Annotated in this window: 17 protein-coding genes and 1 tRNA gene; 6 read left to right on the forward strand and 12 right to left on the reverse strand. The window is 63.9% G+C overall.

Translation table 11 applies throughout. The features are described 5' to 3' along the window. Positions 1-89: 89 nt before the first annotated feature. Positions 90-1868 carry an acyl-CoA dehydrogenase C-terminal domain-containing protein gene (locus tag AC19YT_RS01970; RefSeq protein ID WP_500597264.1) on the forward strand — a complete coding sequence of 593 codons (1779 nt, stop codon included), beginning with the start codon at positions 90-92 and terminating at the stop codon, positions 1866-1868. Between the two features lie 232 nt (positions 1869-2100). Here the strand turns inward: AC19YT_RS01970 and AC19YT_RS01975 are convergent, their stop codons facing one another. Then, positions 2101-3027 (reverse strand): LysR family transcriptional regulator, encoded by a 927-nt coding sequence (locus tag AC19YT_RS01975; protein ID WP_500597262.1) that lies wholly within the window; start codon positions 3025-3027, stop codon positions 2101-2103. A 102-nt stretch (positions 3028-3129) separates the two neighbouring features. Between AC19YT_RS01975 and AC19YT_RS01980 the strand changes: the two genes are divergently transcribed. The 5 genes from AC19YT_RS01980 to AC19YT_RS02000 all read left to right on the forward strand — a co-directional run bounded on the left by AC19YT_RS01980 (position 3130) and on the right by AC19YT_RS02000 (position 6177). Further along, entirely contained in the window at positions 3130-3828 is a 699-nt protein-coding gene (locus AC19YT_RS01980; RefSeq protein WP_095108937.1) for an MOSC domain-containing protein, read from the forward strand. Next, a complete protein-coding gene (locus AC19YT_RS01985; RefSeq protein WP_095108938.1) occupies positions 3825-5024 on the forward strand; it encodes an aminotransferase class III-fold pyridoxal phosphate-dependent enzyme in 1200 nt (399 codons plus the stop codon). The genes AC19YT_RS01980 and AC19YT_RS01985 overlap by 4 nt, the downstream gene beginning before the upstream one ends. Before the next feature lie 238 nt (positions 5025-5262). After that, a complete protein-coding gene (locus tag AC19YT_RS01990; RefSeq protein ID WP_095108939.1) occupies positions 5263-5619 on the forward strand; it encodes a type II toxin-antitoxin system RelE/ParE family toxin in 357 nt (118 codons plus the stop codon). Beyond that, positions 5612-5932 (forward strand): helix-turn-helix domain-containing protein, encoded by a 321-nt coding sequence (locus AC19YT_RS01995; RefSeq protein ID WP_095108940.1) that lies wholly within the window; start codon positions 5612-5614, stop codon positions 5930-5932. Before AC19YT_RS01990 ends, AC19YT_RS01995 begins: the two co-directional genes overlap by 8 nt. 86 nt (positions 5933-6018) lie before the next feature. Beyond that, complete coding sequence (locus tag AC19YT_RS02000; RefSeq protein WP_095108941.1) at positions 6019-6177, forward strand: YqaE/Pmp3 family membrane protein; 159 nt, start codon at positions 6019-6021, stop codon at positions 6175-6177. A gap of 31 nt (positions 6178-6208) precedes the next feature. On the opposite strand, the gene AC19YT_RS02005 is transcribed toward AC19YT_RS02000, so the two are convergent. The 11 genes from AC19YT_RS02005 to rpoD all read right to left on the reverse strand — a co-directional run bounded on the left by AC19YT_RS02005 (position 6209) and on the right by rpoD (position 21779). Beyond that, positions 6209-8032 (reverse strand): S9 family peptidase, encoded by a 1824-nt coding sequence (locus tag AC19YT_RS02005; RefSeq protein WP_500609624.1) that lies wholly within the window; start codon positions 8030-8032, stop codon positions 6209-6211. Next, positions 7998-9128 carry a pyrroloquinoline quinone biosynthesis protein PqqE gene (gene pqqE, locus AC19YT_RS02010; protein ID WP_371856234.1) on the reverse strand — a complete coding sequence of 377 codons (1131 nt, stop codon included), beginning with the start codon at positions 9126-9128 and terminating at the stop codon, positions 7998-8000. The genes AC19YT_RS02005 and pqqE overlap by 35 nt, the downstream gene beginning before the upstream one ends. A gap of 4 nt (positions 9129-9132) precedes the next feature. Beyond that, positions 9133-9408 (reverse strand): pyrroloquinoline quinone biosynthesis peptide chaperone PqqD, encoded by a 276-nt coding sequence (gene pqqD, locus AC19YT_RS02015; RefSeq protein WP_095108944.1) that lies wholly within the window; start codon positions 9406-9408, stop codon positions 9133-9135. After that, positions 9405-10157, reverse strand: a complete 753-nt coding sequence (gene pqqC / locus AC19YT_RS02020) for a pyrroloquinoline-quinone synthase PqqC (RefSeq protein ID WP_095108945.1) — start codon at positions 10155-10157, stop codon at positions 9405-9407. Before pqqC ends, pqqD begins: the two co-directional genes overlap by 4 nt. A 114-nt stretch (positions 10158-10271) precedes the next feature. Further along, on the reverse strand, positions 10272-12704 hold the full coding sequence (gene pqqF / locus AC19YT_RS02025; RefSeq protein WP_500609625.1) for a pyrroloquinoline quinone biosynthesis protein PqqF: 2433 nt from the start codon (positions 12702-12704) through the stop codon (positions 10272-10274). A gap of 38 nt (positions 12705-12742) precedes the next feature. After that, positions 12743-13537, reverse strand: coding sequence for a carbon-nitrogen hydrolase family protein (locus AC19YT_RS02030; protein WP_095108947.1), 795 nt, complete (start codon positions 13535-13537; stop codon positions 12743-12745). 12 nt (positions 13538-13549) lie between these two features. Then, entirely contained in the window at positions 13550-15241 is a 1692-nt protein-coding gene (locus AC19YT_RS02035; protein WP_095108948.1) for a flavin monoamine oxidase family protein, read from the reverse strand. Between the two features lie 168 nt (positions 15242-15409). Then, positions 15410-15871, reverse strand: a complete 462-nt coding sequence (locus AC19YT_RS02040; protein ID WP_095108949.1) for an Lrp/AsnC family transcriptional regulator — start codon at positions 15869-15871, stop codon at positions 15410-15412. A gap of 111 nt (positions 15872-15982) precedes the next feature. Continuing rightward, positions 15983-16059, reverse strand: a tRNA-Ile gene (locus tag AC19YT_RS02045). 15 nt (positions 16060-16074) lie between these two features. Next, a complete protein-coding gene (locus AC19YT_RS02050) occupies positions 16075-19818 on the reverse strand; it encodes a bifunctional diguanylate cyclase/phosphodiesterase (protein ID WP_500609626.1) in 3744 nt (1247 codons plus the stop codon). A gap of 110 nt (positions 19819-19928) precedes the next feature. Continuing rightward, entirely contained in the window at positions 19929-21779 is a 1851-nt protein-coding gene (rpoD, locus tag AC19YT_RS02055) for an RNA polymerase sigma factor RpoD (protein WP_095108951.1), read from the reverse strand. Positions 21780-21796: the final 17 nt, after the last annotated feature.

Raw genomic sequence — 21796 nt, forward strand, 5'->3', positions numbered from 1 at the left:
TATGTGTCGCAAAAGTTGTTCGGGTACACTCGGGGCCTTGTTGACACCCGATCCCACGAATCACTTTTCACGTTCCCACGAGGTTTGCCATGGCTGACTACAAAGCGCCCCTGCGCGATATGCGCTTCGTCCTCAATGAAGTTTTCGAGGTCGCCAAACTCTGGGCCGAGCTGCCTGCACTGGCCGACAGCGTTGACGCTGAAACGGTCGAGGCGATTCTCGAAGAGGCTGGCAAGGTCACCAGCAAAAGCATCGCCCCCCTGAGCCGCAGCGCCGACGAAGAAGGCTGCCGCTGGAACGATGGCGTGGTTACCACCCCGCAAGGCTTCCCCCAGGCTTACCAGACCTACGCCGAAGGCGGCTGGGTAGGCGTGGGCGGCGACCCGGCGTTCGGCGGCATGGGCATGCCCAAAGCCGTGTCGGCCCAGGTCGAAGAGATGATTAACTCCTCCAGCCTGGCCTTTGGCCTGTACCCGATGTTGACCTCCGGCGCCTGCGTTTCGATCAACGCCCACGCCAGCGAAGAGCTCAAGGCCGCGTACCTGCCGAACATGTACGCCGGCGTTTGGGCCGGCTCCATGTGCCTGACCGAGCCCCATGCCGGCACCGACCTGGGCATTATCCGCACCAAGGCCGAGCCGCAGGCCGACGGTTCCTACAAGGTCAGCGGCACCAAGATCTTCATCACTGGCGGCGAACACGACCTCACCGAAAACATCATCCACCTGGTGCTGGCCAAGCTGCCGGACGCCCCGGCCGGGCCCAAAGGCATCTCGCTGTTCCTGGTGCCCAAATTCATGGTCAATGCCGACGGCAGCCTGGGTGCGCGCAACCCGGTGACCTGCGGCTCCATCGAACACAAGATGGGCATCCAGGCATCCGCCACCTGTGTGATGAACTTCGACGAAGCCATCGGCTATCTGGTGGGCGAGCCGAACAAAGGCCTCGCGGCGATGTTCACCATGATGAACTACGAGCGTCTGGGCGTGGGTATCCAGGGCCTGGCCTCCGGCGAGCGCTCGTACCAGAACGCCATCGAATACGCCCGCGATCGCCTGCAAAGCCGTTCGCCGACCGGCCCGCAAGCCAAGGACAAAGTCGCCGACCCGATCATTGTCCACCCGGACGTGCGGCGCATGCTGCTGACCATGAAAGCGGCGAACGAAGGCGGCCGTGCGTTCTCCACTTACGTGGCCATGCAGCTCGATACCGCCAAGTTCAGCGAAGATGCTGCCACACGCAAACGCGCCGACGACCTCGTGGCGCTGCTGACCCCCGTGGCCAAGGCCTTCTTGACCGACCTGGGCCTGGAAACCACCGTGCACGGCCAGCAGATTTTCGGCGGCCACGGCTATATCCGCGAATGGGGCCAGGAGCAACTGGTGCGTGACGTACGCATCACCCAGATCTACGAAGGCACCAACGGTATCCAGGCGCTGGACCTGGTGGGGCGCAAGATCGTCGGCAGCGGCGGCGCGTTCTATAAATTGTTCGCTGACGAAGTGCGCCATTTCACCGCCACCGCCAGTGCCGACCTGGGCGAATTCACCAAGCCGTTGAACGACGCGGTGGACAACCTCGACGACCTGACGGCATGGCTGCTGGACCGCGCCAAGGGCAACCCGAATGAAATCGGCGCCGCGTCGGTGGAGTACCTGCAAGCCTTCGGCTACATGGCTTACGGCTACATGTGGGCACTGATGGCGAAGGCGGCATTGGGCAAGGAAACCCAGGACGACTTCTACGCCAGCAAACTGGGCACGGCGCGCTTCTACTTCGCCCGCCTGCTGCCGCGTATCCATTCGCTGAGTGCTTCGGTCAAGGCCGGCAGCGAATCGTTGTTCCTGTTGGATGCGGCGCAGTTCTGATGTTTGTAACGCCATGTAAGCATTCTCTTACGTGGCGTGCTGCCGTTCTCCCATATCGGCAGATTGGATCCACAGCTAATCTACTGTTCATGGACGTCGCGCAGGAAGCGCACAAGTAACAACACGGACACGTAGGATTCTGCCAGGACGGCGGAGTGAAATGGATGTCAGGGAAACAGTCTGCAAAGCCCCGCTTCGGCGGGGTTTTCTTTTGCCCGCGAAAAAGTCGCGGCTACAACACGTCCAGGGTCGTCGGCCCGTTCAAGCGCCCGTCCGGGCCGTTCATCACCTCTTCCAGCAGGTTGCGCAGCAACGCTAATGACACTTGCTGGCGCTGCATGTCGCGGCACACCAAGCCCACCTTGAGCAGCACCCGTGGCTCGCTCAGCGGTTTCCACAGCAGCGCCTGATTACCGTGGGCCTGTTGCGAGCGCCCGGGCAACACCGTGGCCAAGCGTGTGTGGGGCAGGCTGTCGAGAATCCCCGCCATGTTGTTCAACTCAGCCTGCACCTGCGGGCGGCGGCCGAGGCTGGCCAGTTGCGCCTGCCAGATTTGTCGCACCTGGAACTCCTCCCCCAGCAGCAACATCGGCAATTCCGCGGCTTGGCTCATGGAAACTTTCTTGAATTCGCGCAGCGGATGATCCTCGGGGATGACCAGCGTCAGTTCATCTTCGTACAACAACACGCCGTGTAAACCGGGCTGGCGCGGCGGTAGATAACTGATGCCGATGTCCAGCGAGCCATTGAGCAAGCGCCGTTCGATCTCCAGCCCCGTGAGTTCGTAGATCTGCACCACCAAGTGCGGTTGGGCCTGGCGCACCCGTTCGAGCATTTGCGGCACCAGGCTGGTGTGCACGGTTTGCAGCACGCCAATGGCCAGGGTGCGCAGGGCCTGGCCCTGGAAGTTGCGCAGGGCCTCGCGGGCGCGTTGCATGCCGTCGAGCAAAGGCAGGGCGTGGTTGTACAGAGTGTGTGCGGCGAGGGTCGGCAGCAGGCGTTTGCTGCTGCGCTCGAACAGGCTCACGTCAAGGTTCTGCTCCAGTTGGCGGATCTGCTGCGAGAGCGCCGGTTGGGAGATCGACAGGCGCTCGGCGGCCCGGCCCACGTGGCCTTCTTCATACACCGCGACGAAATAACGCAGTTGCTTAAAATCCATAAGTTTTACTTATCGAAAATGCTGAAAAAACGAAATGGCCGTTTGCCGCCAAGGCGCCTAGTCTAACCCCTATTCACAGGGCTTACAGGGCCATAAAGCAAGATGAACAGCGTGTGCGTGGAAGGGGTTTACATAGGCAAGGCAAAAAACCTCGGGCAGGGTTTGGTCAGTGACACGGATAAACACCGGGTTGCAAACCGGCTCTGGTTGTGGCCACAGGGCCTGGGCAGCGACGAACACGGCGACCCGCGCTTCCATACCGGCCCCGAACGGGCGCTGCATCACTACCCCGCCGAGCACTACGCCTACTGGCGCAAACGTTATCCACAGATCGACTGGTGCGCGCCAGCTTTCGGCGAAAACCTCTCCTCCCGTGGCCTGAGCGAAGAACACGTGTGCCTGGGTGACCTGTTCCGCTGGGGCGGTGCCTTGCTGCAAGTCAGCCAGCCGCGCTCGCCGTGCTATCGCCTGAGCCACCGCTGGGGCCTGCTCGACTTGCCGCAACAAGCCCAGGACAGCGGCCGCTGCGGCTGGTTCTACCGCGTGCTCAAGCCCGGTTTTGTCAGCGCCGACCAGCCTTTCGAGCTGATCCAGCGCAGCTACCCCGGCTTGACCGTGGCCTGGGCCCTGCGCAGCTTTTATCAGGAGCCGCTGGAACACGCCGGGCTGAAAAAACTGGTGGACTGCCCGGCGCTGTCCTCACGCTGGCGCGACATTGCCATTAAGCGCATGCGCAGCGGCCGCGTCGAAGACTGGACCGCGCGCCTGTTGGGGCTGCCCCTGGAAGGCCTGCGCGCATGAACCTGTTCAACTTGCGTCGCAACCCCCCGAGCCTGGATGACCTGGTGACCAGTCCCTGGCAATCGTCGCCCCGCGACAACCTTTCAAGTGAGTGCCTGATGCCCAGTGTGGAACGGCCCCAGCAAATATTCGTGCGTGGCCAGGGGTCCTGGCTGTGGGACAGCGAAGACCGCGCCTACCTGGATTTCATCCAGGGCGCGGCGGCCAACACCCTTGGCCATAGCCCTTCGGCACTGGTCAAGGCCATGACCGCCCAGGCCCAGGCGCTGATTAACCCCGGCGCGGGTTTCTACAACCGTGGCCTGCTTAACCTGGCCGAACGCCTGTGCCACAGCACCGGCAGCGACCAGGCCTACCTGCTGGGCAGCGACAGCGAAGCCCGCGATGCGGCCATTCAACTGGCGCGCAAGTGGGGCCGCTTGCACCGTGGCGGCGCGGCGCGGGTTATCCGGGTCGGCCAGGACTACGCGCCAGCCTTCAACGACTTGCCCGCCCTGCACGCCGATGTCGACGCGCAAACCGTGGCGATCCTGCTCGAACCGCTGCAAAGCACCCCCCAGGTAGAGGCGGCCAGCGAGCATTACCTCAAGGGTGTGGAGCGGCTGTGCCGGGAATTGGGCATCTTGCTGATCCTGGACGAAACCCACACCGGCATGGGCCGTTGCGGCACGTTGCTGGCGGAACAGGCCTACGGTGTGCTGGCCGATATCGTCATCCTCGGCCAAGGCCTGGGCGGCGGCGTGCCCCTGGCCGCCCTGCTGGCGCGGGGCCAGGCCTGCTGCTTTGAAGTGGGCGAGGTGGGCGAACAGCACCACGGCAACGCGCTGACGATGGCCGCAGGCCTGGCGGTGCTCAACAGCGTGCTGGACAACGGCTTCCTGGCCCATGTACGCGAGAGCGGCCATTACCTGGGCGAAGGCCTGGCGCGGCTGGCCAACCGCTATGCGCAAAAACAGGTGCAAGGCTGCGGGCTGCTATGGAGCGTGCAACTGGCCGACGACTCGGCGGATGCGGTGGTCAAGGCCGCGCGCTACGAAGGCCTGCTGCTCAAGGCTTGCGCTCCGGACAGCCTGAGCTTCACCCCGGCCCTGACCGTCAGCAAAGGCAACATCGACGAAATGCTCCTACGCCTGGCCCGCGCCTTCGCCCGGGTGCGCACCGCGCAATTGCAATGCCGCAAGGGCATCGCCGTCTGAACCCACGCAATTCCCGAACCGTCTCGCGGTAATAACGCACGCCTCCTGCCTGATTTTTTCGGCAGGGGGCGTTTTTTTTACCGGGTTTTGCACCGGGCCACGTGCGGCTTGGAACCGGCCTGTGGCAGTGGTTTTTTAGCGGGGCTGGCAGGGATTGCCCGCTCGCGGCACCTGACGGGTTGCGATTCATCACTTGATTACATACCACTTGGTGGTATGGTTGTGGGAATGGATGTCCATGACGTTAAGACTGTTCAAGACCAAACGCTTTGCTACCCAAGCCCGCAAGGCCTGGATTTCTGACGCGGACCTGCGCCAGGCCTTCAGGGAAATCCTGCAGGGGCGCGTGGACAACCTCGGTGGCGGGGTGTGGAAAAAACGCCTCAACAGCAATCGCCATCGCTCGATTGTGCTGGCCAGCGGCGGGCGCTACTGGGTTTATCAATGTCTGTTCGCCAAGCAGGACCAGAGCAATATCAGCCCTGATGAGCTGTTGGCGTTTCGCGAGTTGGCCAAGGCCTACGAAGGGTTGAGCGAAGCGCAGGTCGAGGCGTTGTTGGCGATGAACGAATTTATGGAGTTAGACGATGAGTAAGAAATTCAAGAGTGAGGCCCTCGAATCGGTCCACGAATCGGCCAGCGCGTTGCTGGCCGTGGGGGCGATCAGCAAGACCACCATGCGCCAGTTCGACGCGGCGTGCTTGGCGCCGGTGCCGGCGCAGATTTCCCCGCAGCAAATCCAGCAACTGCGCGAGCGCAACAATGTCAGCCAACCGGTGTTTGCCCGTTACCTCAACACCAGCGCGTCCACGGTCAAACAGTGGGAAGCGGGGGACAAGCACCCCAGCGGTATGGCGCTCAAGTTACTGAGCATCGTGCAAAAACATGGCCTTGAGATATTGGCCTGAGAAGGGCGCGGCACTGAACCCTGGCGTTGGGGGGCGGTCGATTGATTGTCCGGCTCCCATGAGCCGATTTTTTCAGGAGCTGCCCCATGGACTTTATCCGCATCATCATCGCCATTCTGTTGCCGCCGCTGGGTGTGTTCCTGCAAGTGGGTTTCGCCGGCGCGTTCTGGCTGAACATCCTCTTGACCTTGTGCGGCTACATCCCCGGCATCATCCATGCGGTGTACATCATCGCCAAGCGCTGACGTTGTTGTAGGAAGCGGGCTGGCCCGCTTACTACAACAGCACCTCGCAATAAAACAACCACTCCTGTTCCAGCGCATGGGCCTGGTTGTGGGCTTTGCGAAAGCCGTGGCGTTCGTCCGGGTAATAGTGGGCTTGGGTGCGAATGCCGTTGGCTTGCAGGGCCGCGAGCATGTCGCGGGTCTGTTGTGGCACGACCACGGCGTCCAGTTCGCCCTGGAAGAAAATCACCGGCACGCAGATGTTCCCCGCATGGAGCAGCGGCGTGCGGGCCGCGTAACGTTGGGCATCCTGCTCGGGGTCGCCGATCAACCAATCCAGGTAATCGCTCTCGAATTTGTGGGTGGTACGGGTCAGGGCCTGTGGGTCGCTGACGCCGTACAGGCTCGCGCCGCCACGGAACACCTCGGTGAACGCCAAGGCGCACAGGGTGGTGTAGCCGCCCGCACTGGCGCCGCGAATGAACGCCCGTTCGCCATCGATCAAGCCTTCCCCGGCCAAGTGGCTGACCACGGCGCAAGCATCTTCCACATCCACTTCGCCCCAACTCAAGTGCAGCGCCTGGCGATAGGCGCGGCCGTAACCGCTGCTGCCGCGGTAGTTGAGGTCGGCCACGGCGAAGCCGCGTTGGGTCCAGAACTGGATGCGTGGGTCGAACACCGGGTAGCAAGCTGACGTTGGGCCGCCGTGGACGAACACCAGCAGCGGTGGTTTCGTCGCGCCGTCGCTGGGCGGGTAGAAGAAGCCGTGGGCCTCGCCGTTGCCGCTGGGGTAGCGCAGCGGCTGGGGTTGGCTGATGCGCTCGGCGGGCAGGGGCGCGCTGCCGCCGGCGAGGATGTGTACGCTGCCGCCCTGGCGGTCGATAGCGATCACGGCGGCCGGGGCCAAGGGCGAGGCGGCGACCGCGTAGAGTCGTTCTTCGTCCAGGGCCAGGCTACGAAAACGGCTGTAGGCGCCGGTAAAGTCCCTCCACTCACCTGCGCCGTTGCGGATGCCGAGGCGGCCGAAACCCGCTTCGCACCAACTCGCCAGGTAACCGCCATCGGCCAAGGGCTGCCAGGTGCTGGCGCCCAGTTGCCACGGCGCCGGGCCGTGGTCCGCCGCTGCCGCAGGCAACGGGCGCAGGCCGGATACACACTCCACCCACGGCTGCCAGAACCCGGCGCGGTCGGTCAGGCAATGGAGCCGCGAGGCGGCGTCGAAGCGCGGTTGCTGCAAAGACTCCTCGGCAGCGTCGCCGGCCACGCAGCGCGGCGCGGCCCATGGCTGGCCTTGCTGGCGTTCGGCGAGCATCAGGCGTGTGGCGGTCCAAGGCTGGTGCGGGCGGCTCCATTCGATCCAGGCCAGGCGCAGGCCATCGGGGCTGAGGGTGGGCGCGGCGTAGAAATCGGCCCCTTGCGCCAGCACCTGGCGCGTGCCGTCTTGCAGGCTGAAACTCACCAACCGATGCTGGTTGCCATCTTCTTCCAAGGCCAAAACCTGGCCAGCCGCCCAGTGCAGGTCGCCGTAGCGGCGCGTGCCCAGGGTCAGTGGCGCCGGCGCGCTGCCGTCGAGGGCTTGGCGGTACAGCTGCTGGTCGGCCTCATTGACGAACACCAGGCCTTGATCGCTCAGGCAGAACGCGCCGCCGCCGTATTCGTAGACACGGCTGCGCACGCTGAACCCCTCGGGCGTCAGGCAACGGGCCGCGCCGCCCTGCCAGTGCCAGATACGGCTGGCGCCGTCGCCGGGGTTGTACTGGTTCCAGAACAGCCCTCGGGCGTCGGCGCACAGCTCGGCGAAGTCCGTGCCGGCGGCCACCGCGGCGGTCGCGCTCAGGGGCTCAAATTTTGGCGATAAGGCGTGAGTTCCGTTCATTGCGAAAGGCCAGTTGCGAGATGGATTGGCCAGCCTGCTCGGCTTCGGCGCGGGCGGCAAGGATCATGGGGTGGTGGGGGGATTTGCTGCACACCGGGTCGGCGTGGCTGGCGTCGCCCGTGAGCATGAAGGCCTGGCAGCGGCAGCCGCCGAAGTCCTGTTCCTTTTCATCGCACGAGCGGCAGGGTTCGGGCATCCAGTCGTAGCCGCGATAACGGTTGAAGCCGAACGAGTCGTACCAGATGTGCTGCAGGCTGTGCTCGCGCACGTTGGGGAACTGCACCGGCATTTGCCGCGCGCCGTGGCAGGGCAGCGCGGTGCCGTCCGGGGTGACGGTCAGGAACAGGTTGCCCCAGCCGTTCATACAGGCCTTGGGGCGTTCTTCGTAGTAGTCCGGGGTGACGAAGATCAATTTGCAAGGGTGGCCTTGGGCCTCCAGTTGGGCGCGGTAGTCGTTGGTCACCCGTTCGGCGCGCACCAGTTGCTCGCGGGTTGGCAACAGCCCGGCGCGGTTGAGCTGGGCCCAGCCGTAGAACTGGCAGGTGGCGAGTTCGACGAAGTCGGCCTCCAGGGCCAGGCACAGCTCGATGATGCGTTCGATCTGGTCGATGTTGTGCCGGTGGGTGACGAAGTTGAGCACCATCGGGTAGCCATGGGCCTTCACGGCGCGGGCCATGGCCAGTTTCTGCGCGAAGGCTTTTTTCGAGCCGGCCAGCAGGTTGTTCACCTGCTCGTCGCTGGCCTGGAAGCTGATCTGGATATGGTCCAGCCCGGCCTCTTTGAAATCGCGGATTTTCGCCTCGGTCAAGCCGATGCCGGAGGTAATCAGGTTGGTGTAGAAGCCCAGCCTGCGGGCTTCGCCGATCAGCTCGGCAAGGTCCTGGCGCACCAGCGGCTCGCCGCCGGAAAAGCCCAGTTGCGCCGCGCCCATCTCCCGCGCTTGCGCCATCACTTGGAACCACTGCGCGGTGCTCAGCTCCTGGCCCTGAGCGGCGAAATCCAGCGGGTTGGAGCAATAGGGGCATTGCAGCGGGCAGCGGTAGGTCAGCTCGGCGAGCAGCCACAGCGGCAAGCCGACGGCGGGTTTGGGCGGCAGGTGTTCAGGCCAGTTCGATCCAGTGCTGGGCACGGGCGACCTCCATGAATTGCTCGATGTCGTCACCGAGTTCGGCTACATCCGGGAACTGCCGGGCCAGTTCGCCGATGATCGCCGCCACATCGCGGCGGCCATCGATCAGGCCACCGATCAGGGCGGCGCTGTCGTTGAGCTTAATCATGCCTTCGGGGTACAGCAGCACATGGCCACGCTGTGCCGGTTCGTACTGGAAGCGGTAGCCGCGGCGCCAGCGCGGGGTGTGGCGACGGTCCAGGCTCATGGCGTGACTCCCCGGTGCCAGGCGCGCTGCGTGGTGACGCTGTGGTAGGGCGGGCGGTCGAGCTCGTAGGCCATGGTCATGGCGTCGAGCATGGTCCAGAGGATGTCGAGCTTGAATTGCAGGATGTCCAGCATGCGCTCCTGGCCCTCGCGGGTGCGGTAGTGCTGCAGGGTGATCGCCAAACCGTGCTCCACATCGCGCCGCGCCTGGCTCAGGCGATTGCGAAAGTATTGGTAGCCGGCCGGGTCGATCCAGGGGTAGTGCCGGGGCCAGGCGTCCAGGCGCGATTGGTGGATGTGGGGGGCGAAGAGTTCGGTCAGGGAGCTGCTGGCGGCTTCTTGCCAGCAGGCGCGGCGAGCGAAGTTGACATAGGCGTCCACCGCGAAGCGCACGCCAGGCAGTACCAATTCCTGGGAGCGCAGTTGCTCCGGGTCCAGCCCCACGGCTTGGCCCAGGCGCAGCCAGGCTTCGATGCCGCCCTCTTGGCCGGGGGCGCCGTCGTGGTCGAGCAGGCGTTGCAGCCATTGGCGGCGCACGTCGCGGTCGGGGCAATTGGCCAAGATCGCGGCGTCTTTGAGCGGGATGTTCACCTGGTAGTAGAAGCGATTGGCGACCCAGCCCTGGATCTGTTCGCGGCTGGCCCGGCCCTCGTACATCGCCACGTGATAGGGGTGGTGCACGTGGTAGTAGGCGCCCTTGGCACGCAGTGCGTGCTCGAACTCGGCGGGGGACAGCGGGGTGTCGGTCATCGCGGGGCTCCGGTGAGGGCTGTGGGGAGGCAACCCCAGGCTTCACCAGATCGTGGAACGGGTGTGCGCGGCGCTCAATAGTCTTTGCGTCGTAGAGCGCCTACGCCTTTTGGCCTAGACCGCCACCGTTTGCCACGGCGCACCGGGGCTCTGGCCGCTGGCCAGGCAGCGCCAGCCGCCGACACGCTCGTTCAGGCGCCGGGCCGCGGCCAGCAGGCTGTGGCGGTCCAGCGCCAGGATGGCCGTTTGCAGTTGCCCCAGGTACTGCGGCCCATGGCCGGCCAACCGAGCGTGCCAGAGCAAATCGGCGGTGATGGGCAGGGTCATGGCTCGGGTGTCGTAATGGCCGGCCACGTCCTGCAACTGCTGGTGCAGGGCCGCGTCGTCGAGGGCAGCGATGCGGCTGGGCAACTGGGCGAGGAAGGCTTCGATGTGCGCCAGGATGCCCGCCACCGGCGTGTGCGGCGATTGCACACCGAACACGATGCCGAGCTGGCCGTTGAACGGGCGCAGGCCACAGAACACCCCGTAGCCCAGTTGCAACTCGACCCGCAGGCGTTGGTAGAAAGCGCTGTGGCACAGCTGCGCCAGCGCGCGCCATGCGGCTTCGTCGGCGAGGTCTTGGGTGGGCGCGGGGCAGAACAGCAGCAAGGCGTGTTCGCCGGATGCGTTGGCAACGGTGCTCCAGCGCTGCTCGCCCATAAGGGAGGGCGGCGTGTCGAGTTGGCTGTCGGGGATGCCCGGGGCACTGCCGAGGACTGCGCTGATGGCCGTTAGCACACTGGCCGGCAGGGCCACGGCCAAGCCATCGCGGCGGGCCTCGCGCCACAGGCTGTGCAGGTCGCCGTCGCTTGGCGGCGCCATGGGCCGGCAATGCCGCGCCAGCAGGCAGGCCAAGTGGTGAAGCGGCATCGGCGTGGCGTGTGGGGTGGGGGCGAGCGCGGCTTGGGGTTCGTCGAGGCAGCGTATGGCCTGCTCCAGCACGGCAGCGAAGGCGTGATGGCGGCCGCTCAGGGTAAGCAGGCAGTACTCGCCATGGATGCCCAGTTCCAAACGGACCCCCGCTTGCCCGGCTTCGCGCGCAAGCGGTTCGAGGCGCTGGTTCAGGGCGCTGGTGCGCTGCTCTGCCAGGGCCGCAGGCAGGCGCCAGCGCAGGTAGAGCGCGCCGTCGCGGCCATCGCTGGGCAGGGCTTGGCTGATGTTCAGGCTGGAATGTTCGCGCCGGCCCCGTGTGCGGTCCTGGGCAAACGTGCGCAGGCCACGGTGGGCGCTGGTCTGGCCGCGAATCAGGCCGGCGCGCGGTGCCTCGCTGGGGGGTTGCAGGAAAGGGTTCGGCGCGGGCAGGTGCCACGTCTCGGTCGCCGTTGTGCCCGGTAGCCATTGGCGCAGCAGGCCCTTGAGGGCGGCGATGGCCGCTTCGCTCATGTGGGCTTGCAGCGGTTCTACCCCCAAGCGCGACAGCGCCAGGGCACCGGCGGTTTCACGTTTGCACTGTTGCAGCAAGGCGTATTCCTCGCACAGCGGCGCCCAGTCGGCATCGCGCAAGAAGGCCAGCCAATCGAGCAGCAAGGTGCGGATCTCGGTGTGCTGATCGACTTGGGCCGGTAGCTCACAACCGACGTGCAGCAAAACCTGCCCGCCGAACTGGTACTGCGGCGCAGCGCTCAGGGTGGTCGCCCAACCGCGTTGCTGCAGTTGCGCCATCACGCCGCCGGGTTTCGGGTTGTTAAGCCAGGTACAGAGAAAATCCAGGGCCTGGGCCGCCACTGCCGGGGCGGCGTGGCCGGCGAACAGCAGGTTGAGGCGCCCCGGGGTGATGTGTGGGTGGACGTGTTGCCCCGCCGCCATCAGCGGCGGTGGCGGCGTTTGCGGTTGATGGGCGCCGCTGTTCTGTTCGGCGGCAAAGCGCAGCACCAGGGCCTTGAGTTCGTCCAGGGGCTGGGGCCCGGCCAGGCTGAGGGTCATTTGAGCGCTGCGATAAAACTGTTCGTAGAAACCGCGTAACGCCTGCTGGAAAGCCGGGTTGGGCACCGGCAGGCTGAAGCGGTTGCCCGAGTGAAAGGCGCGCAGCGGATGGGCCGCATTCAGGCCATTGAGCAGCAGCGTTTCACCCTGGGATTGCTCATCCCGGGCCCAGGCAATGAACTCGGCGTGCAGCACCTCGCGCTCGCGCAACTGGTCGGCCAGGCTCAGGCGCGCGTGGGCGAGCATGTCGCTCAGGCGTTCGAGGGCGGCGGGGAAGGCGTGGGGCACCAGCTCGATAAAGAAGTCGGTGGTGCGCGCCTGGGTGCTGGCGTTGAGCAGGCCGTTTTGGGCCTGCACAAAGGCCATCAAGCCCTGGGCGATCGGAAAGCGCTCGGTGCCCAAAAACAGCAGATGCTCAAGAAAGTGCGCCAGCCCCGGCCAGGCCTGTGGCGCGTCGTGGCTGCCCGCCGCGACCCGCAGCGTGGCCGCGCACCGCGTGAGGTGCGGGGCGCGGTGCAGGGAAATTCGCAGCCCGTTGGCCAGGGTTTCGCAGTGGGGAGGGGGCAGAGTGGGCACGGGCATGGGCGCTTCCAGAACGGTGAAGCGCCCATGCTAGCGGATCAGCGCCGGTTGAGCTCGCCATAAAGCTCGGGGCGGCGGTCGGCCAGATACGGCGTGGCGGCCCGTGAATCCAGGAGCAGTTGGCGCTCCAGGGTGGCGACGATCAGTTCCTCGCCCAACCCGGCGTGGGCGATGCGGCTGCCGTTGGGGGCGGCGATGCTGCTTTGCCCACAGTAGCGGATCGCGCCTTCCTCACCGCAGTAGTTGGCGTAGGCCACATAGCACTGGTTTTCATAGGCGCGGGCGCGCACGGTGACGTCGGCGACAAAGTCGTAGGGCACCATGTTGGCGGTCGGCACCAGGATCAACTCGGCCCCGGCCAGGGCCAGGCGCCGGGTGTTTTCCGGGAACTCCAGGTCGTAGCAAATCAGCAAGCCCAACTGCCAGCCCTTGAACTCGATCACCGGCAAGTCAGCGTTGCCGGCGCTGAACATGCCGTGGTCGAGTTCGCCGAACAAATGGCTTTTGCGGTAGTTGCACAGGCTGTGGCCGTTGGCGTCGATCAACTGCACTGCGTTGTAGATGTGGCCGTCCGCGGCGCGCTCCGGGTAGCCATAGAGGATGGCCACGCCGCTGGCCTGAGCGATCTGCGCAATGCGCTGGGCGCTGGCGCCGTCGCGGGCCTCGGCCAGGGTGCTGACCGCGTCGCTGCCGATGTTGTAGCCGGTGAGGAACATCTCCGGCAGCACCAGCAGGTCGGCCCCTGCCGCCTCGTGGGCGAAGCGCTGCAGGCGTTGCAGGTTGCCCGCCACCTCCAGCGGCTGCGGCGGGCATTGGTACAGGGCTAGGCGCATGGCGGGGGCTCCTCAGTCGGCCAGGGCAATCGGCCCGATATCGGCGAACACATCGCCGGGGCCGGGGTTTTCGGCGTGGGTCTTGCCGCCGAAGTGGGTCATGATGCCCCACACCGCGTTGAGCGAGGTCTGCACCGCGCCTTCGACCCAGGCCGGGGTCCAGGACACATCGTCGCCAGCGATGAAAATGCCCTTCTGCGCGGCGGGCATGTCTTGCTGCATGAAGTGCGCGTACATGCGCTGGTTGTAGCGGTAATGGCCCGGCAGCGCGCCCTTGAAGGCACCGAGGAAATGCGGGTCGGCCTCCCAGGACACGGTGATCGGGTCGCCGATGATGCGCGCGGCGATGTCGACCTTGGGGTAGATCTTCTTCAGGGCGTCGAGGGCCAGCTTCACCCGCTTGTCGATGGGTTGGGGGAGCATTTTCAGGGCGTCGCTCATCCACGAGTACGACAGGCAGATCACCCCTGGCTTGTCGTCGCCGTTATCAAACAGGTAGGTGCCGCGGGTCAGGCGATCAGTGAGGGTCATGCTCATCAGGTCGCGGCCGGTCTCTGGGTCTTTGTCTTTCCAAAATGGCCGGTCGACCATGACGAAGGTCTTGGACGACTGCATGTAGCGCGTGCGGTCCAGGGCCATCCACATTTTTTGCGAGAACAGCGACTCTTCGCACTCGATCTGGGTGGTCAGCAACCAGCTCTGGCAGGTGGTCAGCACGGCGGCGTATTCGCGGGTATCGCCCCAGTTATCGGTGACGCTGAAACGGCCATCGGCGGCGCGGGCGATACGCTTGACCCCGGTACGCGGCGCGCCGTGGTGCAACGTGCTCAGGCTGGTGCCGGCGGGCCAGTGGGCGCAGCGCTCGGGCACGTGGCGCCAGATGCCCAGCGGCACCTGCTCTACACCGCCGACCACCAGGTGCTGGTGATCGTCGCAATTGGTCATTACCACGCGGAAGATTTCCAGCATGGAATTTGGGAAATCCGAATCCCAGCCGCCCGTGCCGAAACCGACCTGGCCAAACACCTCGCGGTGCTGGAACGACAGCTTGGCGAACGCCTTGGACGTGGCGACAAAGTCGTAGAACGTGCGGTCATCCCACAGCGGCACCAGGGTGTTCCACAGCTCTTTGAGGCGCGGTACATCGCGCTCGCGGATGGCTTGCTGGATGTCACCGAAGCGCGAGCCGTCCTCCAGGGCATCGGCCCAGGCGTCGGCCACTTCCTGGAACAGCGCCGGCAGGTCGGCGAGTTTTTGCGCGTAGTAGGTTTCGCCTTCGAGGTCGATCACGGTACTGCCGGAGGCGGGCGTCAACGGGTTGGGGAAGGGCTTGGTCTCAAGGCCGAGCTTGTCGACGTAGTGGTAGAACGCCGTGGATGACACCGGAAACCGCATACCGCCCAGCTCGGCGATCACGCCCTCGGCGCCTTCAAACGCCTGGGAGCGCAAGCGCCCGCCCATTTTCGAAGCCTCGTACACCACAGGCTTGAGGCCCAGCTTCATCAACTCGTAGGCCGCCACCAACCCGGCGATGCCGGCGCCGACAATCGCCACCTCGGTGCCGTGCTGGGCGGCGGGAATACTGCCCAGGCCGGCCGGGTGCTCGATCCAGTCGTCAAAGGCGAAAGGGAAATCCGGGCCAAAAATGGTGATTGGTTTTTTACCGTCTGCAGGGTGGCGATTGTTCTTATTGGAAGGGTTCATGGCGGACCTGGCTGGCGACTCGAACGGGGCACGACCCGCTGAGTATAGGAAAGATGCCGGCCATTCTAGGCAGCGTTGCGCCCGTTAATAAGACGCAGAGTGCTGTCGTATTGGTTTGTTTTCAGGCGATATGACGAAGTTGGCGGGCATTTCGACCAGTGTCGCCCTTCAAATCGGCTGGCCGCGGTCGATCTTGTGGCTGAGGATGATCGAGGTGGTGGTTTTTTCCACCCCTTCGACACTGCCGATCTGGTCCAGCAATTGGTCCAGTTGCTCCGGCGATTCGGTGCGCAGCCACGCCACGTAATCGAACTCGCCACTCACCGCGCACAACTGCTGCACCTGGGCCATGGCACTGAGGCGGCGCAGCACGTCCTTGCCACTGCGCGGCTGCACTTTGATGCCGACATACGCCTGCAACCCGCCATCGGCCAACCGCGTGCCCAGGCGCACGCCATAACCGGTGATGACCTTGCTCTTCTCCAGCCGCGCCAACCGCGACGTCACCGTGGTGCGCGCAATACCCAACTGCCGCGCAAGCATGGCCACGCTTTCGCGGGCATTGATTTGCAGTGCGGCGATCAACTGACGGTCGATTTCATCAAGAACGACGGGGCGCGAATCAGGCAAGGTGCTCTCCAGCGGCGGACGGCAATGGGCGTGCATCTTAGCGCGTGAACGCTTGGCCCGTAGGGGCAACCTGCGAAAACACAAAAGCCGCGCAATGCGCGGCTTCGGAGTTGGTGGGCCCACACGGACTTGAACCGTGGACCAAAGGATTATGAGTCCTCTGCTCTAACCAACTGAGCTATAGGCCCTCAGTAGGCCGCGGATTATAACGATGGTTTCTCGGCTGTGCTATCCGAAAAGTCTGAAAGGGTGCTGCGAAGAAAGGCTGCGGCGAATTCCTCGGCGGGCAGGGGCAGGCTGATGATGTAGCCCTGGATCTGTTCGCAGCCTTCGGCGGCGAGGAAGGCTTGTTGGGCGTGGGTTTCCACGCCTTCGGCGATGACGGTCAGTTGCATGCTGCGGCCCAGGGCGATGATGGCGCGCACGATGGCGCCGTCGTGGGTGTCGTCGGGCAGGCCGCGGACGAAGGACTGGTCGATCTTCAAGAAGTCCAGGGGCAGGCGCTTGAGGTAGCTCAGGGATGAATAGCCGGTGCCGAAGTCGTCGATGGCCAGTTGTACCCCCAGGTGTTTGAGCTGGTGCAGCACGGCCAGGGCTTCTTCGGCCTGGCTCATGATGAAGTTTTCAGTGATTTCCAGTTGCAGCAGTTCGGGTTTGAGGCGGTTGTCGTGCAGCAGTTGTTCAATACGTGCCAGCAGGTTGGGCTGGCGCAGCTGGGCCCCGGCGAGGTTCACCGACAGTGGGCCGAAGCTGTCGTAGCACAGGTGCCAGGTGTGCATCTGCTGGCAGGCTTGCTCCAGCACCCAGTCGCCGATTTGCAGGATCATGCCGTTTTCTTCGGCCAGGGCGATGAAGTGTTCGGGTGGCACTTCGCCGAAGGTGGGGTGGTGCCAGCGCAGCAGTGCTTCGGCGCCCACCAGGCATTGGTCGCGCAGGCTGAATTTTGGTTGGTAGTACAGCGACAGTTCGTTGCGCTCGATGGCGCGGCGCAGCTCGTGTTCCAGGGCGATGCGTTCGCTGGCCTGGGCGGTGAGGTCGCAGGTGTAGCTTTCGACGCGGTTACGGCCCTTGGATTTGGAGCGGTACATGGCCGCGTCGGCGTTTTTTACCAGGGTGGCGACGTCGCAGCCGTCCTGGGGGTAGAGGCTGGTGCCGATGCTGGCGCTGATGAAGAACTCGTGCTCGCCGGCCTGGAACGGTGCGCCAAAGCAGCAGAGCAGTTTGTTGGCGACGGTTTGCGCGTCGCTGGCGTGTTGCAGGCCCGGCAGCAGGATGATGAATTCGTCGCCGCCCAGGCGTGCCACGGTGTCGATGTCGCGCAGTTGCTCCTTGAGGCGCACGGCGATGCCCTTGAGCAGCAGGTCGCCGACCGGGTGGCCGAGGCTGTCGTTGATGTGCTTGAAGCGGTCCAGGTCGAGAAACAGCACGGCGCCGTGGCCGCCGTTTTCCTGTTGATGGTTGAGGGCGCTGAGTAGGCGGCTCTCGAACAGGGTGCGGTTGGGCAGGCCGGTGAGAGGGTCGTGGTGGGCCTGGTAATCGAGCCGCGCCTGGGCGTGCTTGAGGCTGGAGATGTCGGCAAATACCGCGACGAAGTGGGTGATGAACTTGTCGCGGTTGCGCACGGCGCTGATGGTCAGCCAACTGGGGTACAGCTCGCCGTTTTTACGGCGGTTGGAGATTTCCCCTTGCCAGTGGCCTTCGGCCGTCAGTTGATGCCACATGGCCGCATAGAAGGCGCTGTCGTGCAGGCCAGAGGCCAGTAATCGCGGTGTGTGGCCTAGGGCTTCGGTCTCGCTGTAGCCGGTGATTTCGGTGAAGGCGCGGTTGACGGCGCTGATGTGCTGCTGGGTGTCGGTTATCAGCACGCCTTCGGCGGTGCTTTCGAACACGGTGGCGGCCTGTTGCAGTTTCTCCTGCATCAGGTGGCGTTCGGTGATGTCGCGGGCGATGGTCAGCATGCAGTTGTCGTCGCCGATGGGCAGTGGGCGGCTGGACATTTCGCAGAGGCGGATCTGGCCGTCGTTGCGGCGTATATGGCAGCGGAAGTCGCGCACGAAGCCATCCCGTTGCAGCATATCGAGCATCTGCTTGCGCTCATTGAGGTTGACCCAGATGCCCAGGTCCAGGGTCGAGCGGTCCAGAGACAGGGCGCTGTTGAACCCGGTGATGCGGCTAAAGCCTTCGTTGACTTCGATCAGCAGGCCATCGCGCTGGCGGCTCAGGAGCAAACCGTCGGGCGAGGCGTGGAAAGCCTTGGCGAACTTCTCTTCCGAGGTTTGCAATTGCCGTTGGGTTTCCTTGAGCTGGCTGATATCACGTACCACGACCACCAGGGCGGGGGTGGTATCGAGGTCGAAGGGCTCGGCAGAGATCAGGCCGGTGAACAGTTGCCCGTTACTGCGGCGAAAGGGCATTTCGAGGTTGCGGATGCTACCGCCCTGCAAGCGTTGCAGCAGGCCCGGGCCGACCCCGGGGATGCCCCAGATGTTCAGGTCGGTAGCGGTTTTGCCGATGACCTCTGCCGCACTGAGGCCGATCTGTTCTTCAAAGGCGTTGTTAACCTCCAGCAGGCAGCCGTCGCTCAGCCGCGCGATCACCAGAATGTCCGGGCATTGCTGGAACACCGAGGCGAATTTCTGCTCGGACAGGCGCAAGGCCTCTTCGGTGTGCTTGGCTTCGCTGATGTCGATCATCAGGCCGCGCAGGACTGGCTCGTGGCCGTGTTCGATCAGGCTGACGATGTCGCGCACCCACAGGCAGCGACCGTCGGCGGTGATGACGCGGTAGTCGATGCTGTGGTCGCGCCCGGCCAATACTTCCCGGTCGCAGAACGTCTGGGCGCGGGTCAGGTCGGCGGGGTGGATGATGTTGCGCCAGAAGCCCGGGACCAGCCAGTTGGACAGCGGATAGCCGAGCAGGGCTTCGGCATGGGGCGAGACGTAGCTGTAGGTGAAATCGCTGATACGCGCTTCCCAGGCAATGGCCGAAAGGCTCTCCACCAGGCCGCGGTAGTGGTACTCGCTGCTGCGCAGTTCCTGTTCCAGGGCCACGCGCCGGGCGATTTCCGAGCTGAGTCGGCGATTGATGCGAATGACCACGGCCAAAATAGTGAACACCAGGGTCAGACCGGGGAGGCCGTAGATCAGCAGGTCGGACCAGAAAGCACGGTGGTCAAGGACATTGCCGACCCAGCGCTCATGGATGTTGCTGACTTCCTCCGGGCTCAGGTCGGCCAGCACTTTATCGAGGATACCGACGAGGATTTTGCTGTCCTGGGGCACAGCCATGGCCAGTTGATAGCGATACGGTGTTTCGCCACTGACGTACATGCCTTCGAGCTTGAGCTGGCGCAGGCTCCAGACGCTGGACGCGAGGTCGCCGACCACGGCGTCCACTTGGTCGGTGGCCAGGGCTTGCAGGGCCGAGCTGACGTTGGGCAACGCTACCAGGTTCAGGTCCGGATGTTGGGTGCGCAGCAGTTCGTGGGGGGCGTAGTTCTCCACCACCGCCACTTTCAGGCCATACAGGTCCTGGAGTTTGCGCGGCTGGGGCCCGCCTTCGTGGGCGAGGATGACGATGGGGAAATCCAGGTACGGACGAGTGAACGCCAGATAGCCCTGGCGCTCCGGCGTGGACATGATGCCGGGCAGCAAGTCCAGCTTGTTTTGCCGGGCCTGTTCCAGCACCTGGCTCCAGCTCACGGGTTCCACTGGCGTGACGGCGACACCGAGGCGTTTTTCGATCAGGCTGATGTAGTCGGCGGCCAAGCCCTGGTAGCGGCCTTCTTCGTCGCGGTACTCGAACGGCGGCCACGAAGCATCAACACCCAGGCGCAATTGCGGGTGGGAGGAAAGCCAGCCACGCTCTTCATTGGTGAGAGTCAACGCGCCAGCTGTTGCGGTCCAGGTCAGCAGCGACAGCAAAAGCACAGTCGACAGTCTGGGCATCACACTCTCGGAGGGCTTGGGAGGGAATGGTTCGAGTGTAGACGGGCAATGGCATGCGGGGATTTTATCGGCATATAGCAAAACCCCCAGCCAGGCTGGGGGTTTTGTCATCACTCGTCGAGGAAGGAGCGCAAATGCTCGCTTCTCGTCGGGTGGCGCAGCTTGCGCAGCGCCTTGGCTTCGATCTGGCGAATCCGCTCACGGGTAACGTCGAACTGCTTACCGACTTCCTCAAGGGTGTGGTCGGTATTCATGTCGATGCCGAAGCGCATCCGCAAAACCTTGGCTTCACGGGCAGTGAGGCCGGAGAGGACTTCGCGCGTTGCTTCTTTAAGGCTCTCAACGGTGGCGACATCGATTGGCGACTGCATGGTCGAGTCTTCGATGAAGTCACCCAGGTGGGAGTCTTCGTCATCACCGATCGGGGTTTCCATGGAGATCGGCTCTTTGGCGATCTTCAGTACCTTGCGGATTTTGTCCTCAGGCATTTCCATGCGCTCGCCCAGCTCTTCCGGGGTCGGTTCGCGACCCATTTCCTGCAGCATCTGGCGGGAAATACGGTTGAGCTTGTTGATCGTCTCGATCATGTGCACCGGAATACGGATGGTGCGGGCCTGGTCGGCGATCGAGCGAGTGATCGCCTGACGGATCCACCAGGTGGCATAAGTCGAGAATTTGTAGCCGCGACGGTATTCAAACTTGTCTACCGCTTTCATCAAGCCGATGTTGCCTTCCTGGATCAGGTCGAGGAATTGCAGGCCACGGTTGGTGTACTTCTTGGCGATGGAGATCACCAGACGCAAGTTCGCTTCCACCATCTCTTTCTTCGCGCGGCGGGCCTTGGCCTCACCGATCGACATGCGACGGTTGATGTCCTTGATCTCGGAAATCTTCAGGCCGGTTTCAGCTTCCAGCGCGCTCAGCTTCTGCTGGCAGCGAACGATGTCCGGCTGCAGGCGCGCAATGGCTTCGGCGTATTTGCTCTTACCCTTGGCCAGTGCGTCGGTCCAGCTTTCGTCAACTTCATTGCCGGGGAACTGGCGCAGGAAGTCGGCACGCGGCATCCGTGCATCACGAACGCACAGTTGCATGATGGCGCGCTCTTGCTGGCGCAGGCGATCCAGGGCGCTACGAACGCGCTCTACAAGGCCTTCGAACTGCTTAGGCACCAGTTTGATCGGCATGAACAGCTCAGCCAGCAGCAACAGCTCGACGATAGTCTGCTTGTGGTCGCGACCGTGCTTTTTCAGGGCCTTGCGGGTCACTTCCATCTGGTCGGAGACAGCGCCAAAACGCTGTGCGGCGACAATCGGGTCGGGACCGCTTTCAACTTCTTCTTCGTCGTCGGTGCTGGCTTCAGCTTCTTCGTCTTCGGTCTCGTCATCCGCTTTCGCGGTTTTCGGGTCGACAGGCGGAGGCACTTCAGCAGCAGGCGGCGCAATGCCGTCGTCCGGGTCGATATAACCGCTCAGGACGTCGGACAGGCGGCCACCTTCGGTGGTGACGCGAGTGTACTCGGAGAGAATATGGTCAACTGTGCCAGGGAAGTGCGCGATTGCGCCCATCACTTCACGGATGCCTTCTTCGATACGCTTGGCGATTTCAATTTCGCCTTCACGTGTGAGGAGCTCTACCGTACCCATTTCACGCATATACATGCGCACAGGGTCAGTGGTGCGGCCAATGTCGGTCTCGACCGCTGCCAACGCGGCGGCTGCTTCTTCAGCGGCTGCCTCGTCGGTATCGGCGTCGGCCAACATAAGGGCGTCCGCATCCGGAGCACTCTCGTGTACGGGAATCCCCATGTCATTAATCATGCGGATGATGTCTTCCACCTGTTCCGGATCTGAAATATCCTCCGGCAGGTGGTCGTTGACCTCTGCGTAAGTCAGATACTTCTGCTCACGACCCAGGGTGATCAACTCTTTGATACGAGACTGCTGTTGCGCTTTTCCGGACATAACACCCTATCCACTGA

Source organism: Pseudomonas sp. MF08875 (assembly GCF_059862525.1).

Coding starts and splice junctions, on each gene's coding strand:
- AC19YT_RS01985 (WP_095108938.1), top strand. CDS start 3,825: ATGAACCTGTTCAACTTGCGTCGCAACCCCCCGAGCCTGGATGACCTG.
- AC19YT_RS02035 (WP_095108948.1), bottom strand. CDS start 15,241: ATGAACCCTTCCAATAAGAACAATCGCCACCCTGCAGACGGTAAAAAA.
- pqqD (WP_095108944.1), bottom strand. CDS start 9,408: ATGAGCCTGGACCGTCGCCACACCCCGCGCTGGCGCCGCGGCTACCGC.
- AC19YT_RS02050 (WP_500609626.1), bottom strand. CDS start 19,818: ATGCCCAGACTGTCGACTGTGCTTTTGCTGTCGCTGCTGACCTGGACC.
- AC19YT_RS01990 (WP_095108939.1), top strand. CDS start 5,263: ATGACGTTAAGACTGTTCAAGACCAAACGCTTTGCTACCCAAGCCCGC.
- rpoD (WP_095108951.1), bottom strand. CDS start 21,779: ATGTCCGGAAAAGCGCAACAGCAGTCTCGTATCAAAGAGTTGATCACC.
- AC19YT_RS01970 (WP_500597264.1), top strand. CDS start 90: ATGGCTGACTACAAAGCGCCCCTGCGCGATATGCGCTTCGTCCTCAAT.
- pqqC (WP_095108945.1), bottom strand. CDS start 10,157: ATGACCGACACCCCGCTGTCCCCCGCCGAGTTCGAGCACGCACTGCGT.
- AC19YT_RS02030 (WP_095108947.1), bottom strand. CDS start 13,537: ATGCGCCTAGCCCTGTACCAATGCCCGCCGCAGCCGCTGGAGGTGGCG.
- pqqF (WP_500609625.1), bottom strand. CDS start 12,704: ATGCCCGTGCCCACTCTGCCCCCTCCCCACTGCGAAACCCTGGCCAAC.
- AC19YT_RS01995 (WP_095108940.1), top strand. CDS start 5,612: ATGAGTAAGAAATTCAAGAGTGAGGCCCTCGAATCGGTCCACGAATCG.
- AC19YT_RS02005 (WP_500609624.1), bottom strand. CDS start 8,032: ATGAACGGAACTCACGCCTTATCGCCAAAATTTGAGCCCCTGAGCGCG.
- AC19YT_RS01980 (WP_095108937.1), top strand. CDS start 3,130: ATGAACAGCGTGTGCGTGGAAGGGGTTTACATAGGCAAGGCAAAAAAC.
- AC19YT_RS02000 (WP_095108941.1), top strand. CDS start 6,019: ATGGACTTTATCCGCATCATCATCGCCATTCTGTTGCCGCCGCTGGGT.
- AC19YT_RS01975 (WP_500597262.1), bottom strand. CDS start 3,027: ATGGATTTTAAGCAACTGCGTTATTTCGTCGCGGTGTATGAAGAAGGC.